Consider the following 4,326-nt stretch of genomic DNA (forward strand, 5'->3'; position numbering starts at 1 on the left):
TCTTATGGTCGAAGATTATACCAATTCGCACCCAACACTGGATGAAAGCCTAAAGAAAAAGCTATTGCAAGCTACAGATAATCTATACAGAAAACAGGGAAAATAATGCGTACTCAAGAACTTAACGCAACACATCTAGACAAAATAACAGTCCATAAAAAATTGATAATTTATGTTTTTAAGGACTATTCTTGTTCAATAAAAACAAAATAGTAGAATACAAAACGCCTAAAGAAGTAATGGATTTTGAACTAAAATTTGTAGCTTAGACTTAACTAAAAAATAGTAGTATTTGTTGCGTTAGAGTGTGAAAAATAGCTTTACAGAGAAGAGTTAGACAGTAATAATAACAAACTAAAAATAGGTGATTTCAATGTAATCTGATAGAAAAACAAAAAATGGATAAGGCATTAGAATTAAAAATAAAATTTGATAATAATGAGATAAAAAGCACTATAACTGCAGAGACATATTTAAATACATCTGTCCTATATAAAAGCCTAGTAACAGATTTTGATTTTAGTGTTCTCAATTTACTCTGGCGTCTGACCCAATTATCCGAAATTCCATTTTCTAGCATCCATTCTAAGGTTACAGAATGGACTAATACTTTAGCCGAAAAAACATATACAGGAGATGGGTTTTCATTGAATGGCAAGAATGATTACTTACTTGCTTGTTACAATAGCATGATTACAAGCATTCTGATTAAATTAAATTACTCCGATACTGAAAAAATCCGTAAAGGAATCCATTGGATTATAAAGTATCAAAATGTTAAAAGAGATGAAAAATGTGAATGGGAATGGGCTGGATTAAAGAAATATGGCGGTTGCATGAAAAATACTCCTTGCTATATTGGGTTAGTAAAATCTATGATTGCATTGAGCGATTACAAACATTCAGAATACTATCAAACAGATTACAACCTTGAAGTAAAATTGAATGATGGTTTGGATTATATTTTAAATCAAAAAATTTTTCTAAGATTATCAGACAATAAACCAATAACAAGAGAAATTACAAAGCTTACATATCCTTTTTCATGGAAAATAAACATTATTGAAATTCTTAAACTTCTGAATACCAACCATTTGCTTAGTGATAGTCGATGTTTTATTGCTCAGAAATTTTTAAAAAGCAAACAGAAAAAGGATGGGTTTTGGTGGGCGCAAACCTCAAATATAACCAACAATAAATCATGGATTAGTTTTGATAAATCAAGAGAGAAAGGACTTTGGATTAGTAATGAGATTCAAAAATTAGTATAAAATACTACCTTAGAATACCTACAAGTAATGTGGCTTTTGGTATTTAATTTAAAACCTTACGTATATGTATAGCGTCGTAAAATCTACTGGATTTTACTTTAAAAATGAAAAGTTTGACTAAGAGTAAGTCCGAAAATTAGTTCATTTTAATCTGTAGCCGTATTTTAGAACGTTACAATAAACTAAAATCATGAAAACACACCTTTATTTTATTCCTGCGTTTCTTACCATACTCACTTTTTCATGCCAACCCAAACAAAAAAAAACATTAAAAATGTCCGAGCTATTTTCGGATCACATGGTGCTTCAACAACAACATGAAGTAAATTTTTGGGGGGAATATACGCCAGGACAACAACTTACCCTTTCTGGTAGCTGGGGAGCGGAAATTTCAACTAATGCAGATACTAATGGTATTTGGAAAATGAAACTGAACACTCCTGATGCAGGTGGCCCCTACTCCATTAAAATTGTAACTAGAGACAGTACTATTGTAATAGAGGACGTATTGGTTGGTGAGGTTTGGCTAGCTTCAGGTCAATCCAATATGGAGATGCCCGTAAAAGGCTGGCTGCCTAATGACCCTATTCTTAATTCAAAACAGGAAATAATACAAGCTAATTATCCAGATATTAGAATGCTAACGGTAAAGAAGAACCTTTCTGGTAGTCCGTTAGATTTTATTGAGGGTCAATGGACTTCAGCATCTCCTAAAACTGTTGGTGATTTCAGTGCTACCGCTTATTTTTTTGCCCGAAAGCTTCAACAGGAACTTAAGGTACCTATTGGAATAATTCATTCTAGTTGGGGAGGTACCGTTGCTGAAGCCTGGACAAGTAAAGGCTACTTAGAAAAATTAGGAGACTTTGATGAAACCATAAACAGTTTTAATAAACCTGAATTTAAAAATTTGACTGAGAACACGGAGAACTGGTTTAAGCAATGGCCTACCCATGAAATACCTGATACGGATGAACAATGGCAAAAAATTGATTTCTCAGATATTAGAGCTGCTGAATCTGATTTTGACGATTCATATTGGGATACGATGGAACTTCCTGGAAGATATGACCAACTAAGCACAGGTGAATTTGATGGTGCGATGTGGCTTAGAAAGGAGTTCATTATTCATGATACAACAGTTGATTATATTCTCAAAATCATGGCAATTGATGATATGGACGCAAGCTATATTAACGGACAAAAGATTGGAGGACTTGCAGGAGCAGGATTCTCTAATGTGCCCAGAGAAATAACGATTCCTAAATCTCTACTCGTACAAGGAAGCAATATCATAGCCATTCGTGCCATTGATACGGGTGGCCCTGGCTCTATTACTGGACCAATGACAATATCTAATAATAAAGGTGATAATATTTCTATCGAAGGTACCTGGAAAACTCGTTTGGTAGCAGAAATATTCAATGAGACATTCTATACATATAATCTAAAAGTCGGTGTTTCAGAAAGACCTCATATTTTTCAATTTCACCCTAACTTACCAACTGTTCTTTTCAATGGAATGATAAACCCACTCGTGCCGTATACTATCAAGGGCGCTATTTGGTATCAAGGTGAGTCAAATGTAGGTAGAGATGAGCAATACAAGCAGCTTTTCCCAACCATGATTAAAGATTGGCGAAACAAATGGGGGTATGATTTTCCTTTTTATTTCGTACAGATAGCGCCTTACATTTATAATCCGAACCCCAGTGAACAAGTATCTCAAAAATTACGGGATGCCCAACGTTATTCTTTAAATACACCTAAAACAGGTATGGTAGTGACCTTGGATATTGGCAATCCAACAAACATTCATCCAGCCAACAAACAAGAGGTAGGTAAACGATTGGCGAGATTGGCTCTTGCCAATGATTATGGCAAAAAATTAGTCCCTTCAGGTCCATTGTATAAGCAGATTAAAAAATTAGGCAGTAAATTGATAGTTGAATTTGACAATATCGGAAGTGGATTAGCAGCATCATTTACAGGGCTTTCTGGCTTTGAGATTGCTGGATTAGATAAAGTTTACGTTCCTGCTGTAGCCAAAATAATAGAAAACAAAATCGAAGTTACTTCTCCTTTAATTGCTTCTCCTCAATATGTTCGATATGCATGGCGAGATGCTAGTGCGGCAAGTTTGTTTAATTTAGAAGGGTTACCTGCTTCCTCTTTTACATCAGATGAATAGCGGTTTGTTCCTATGAGAATAGTAAAGAAATAAAACGAGGAGGCTAACAAAATGTATAATTAATTGCCAGATAAAAACCACTTATGAAAATACTCTAGGATTCTCTATTCTGTTTTTTAAAGAAGAATATTAGTACCGTAAACACGTAATTAAGGAAACATTTTAGAACGTGACATTAGAAAATAGAATACTAAACTCTCTTTATTCAAAAAAAAAAATTGAACCATAGACCCCGAAAAATAAAGTAAAATATAAAACTCTTAAAGAAGTAATAGATTTTAAACTAAAATTTGTAGTTTAGAATTAACTAAAAAATAGTAGTATTTGTTGCGTTAGAAACTTCAATGTAATAAATGATTTACATTTTAAAATAGCTACAAAAAGACAATAACAAACCATAAATAGCAATCAATGAAACAAGTAAAAAAGCCCTTAATCATCCATTTAAATATATTTAAAATTCTCCTGTTCGTTTGCCTTTTCTCTTTTAATTTCAACTTAGAAGCTCAAGTAAATTGGACAAACGATGGAGATTCTTATTTTAAATTAGAAGAAAACCAACTTGTTACCTATACCTTACCTAATCATAAAGTAAAAACAATTATTTCAAAAGAGCAGCTTATCCCAGTAGGAAAAACAGAACCTATAGAAATTGCGCATTTTTCATTCTCATTAGACCAACAAAAAATACTATTGTTTACCAATACTAAAAAAGTTTGGAGACTAAATACAAAAGGAGACTATTGGGTTTTTAATATGAAAACAAATACCCTAAAACAAATTGGGAAAAGCCTCCCTTCTTCCTCCCTAATGTTTGCAAAATTCTCTCCCGATGGAAAAACTATAGCTTATGTTTCCGAAAAC

Annotated in this window: 3 protein-coding genes; all 3 read left to right on the top strand. The window is 33.1% G+C overall.

Annotation, left to right across the window (positions count from 1 at the left end):
• Window positions 1–398 precede the first annotated feature (398 nt).
• Entirely contained in the window at window positions 399–1,271 is an 873-nt protein-coding gene (locus QZZ51_RS16230) for a hypothetical protein (RefSeq protein ID WP_291871591.1), read from the top strand.
• A 190-nt stretch (window positions 1,272–1,461) separates the two neighbouring features.
• Window positions 1,462–3,462, top strand: coding sequence for a sialate O-acetylesterase (locus tag QZZ51_RS16235; protein WP_291871593.1), 2,001 nt, complete (start codon window positions 1,462–1,464; stop codon window positions 3,460–3,462).
• 411 nt (window positions 3,463–3,873) lie between these two features.
• The coding region (locus QZZ51_RS16240; protein ID WP_291871595.1) for a DPP IV N-terminal domain-containing protein at window positions 3,874–4,326 on the top strand (453 nt) is incomplete at its 3' end.

The sequence above is a fragment of the Maribacter sp. genome (assembly GCF_016744255.1).
Taxonomy (GTDB): Bacteria; Bacteroidota; Bacteroidia; order Flavobacteriales; family Flavobacteriaceae; genus Maribacter_B.

What these genes read in the sequence shown, in the direction of transcription:
- QZZ51_RS16235 (WP_291871593.1), top strand. Translation starts at nt 1,462, where the DNA reads ATGAAAACACACCTTTATTTTATTCCTGCGTTTCTTACCATACTCACT.
- QZZ51_RS16230 (WP_291871591.1), top strand. Translation starts at nt 399, where the DNA reads ATGGATAAGGCATTAGAATTAAAAATAAAATTTGATAATAATGAGATA.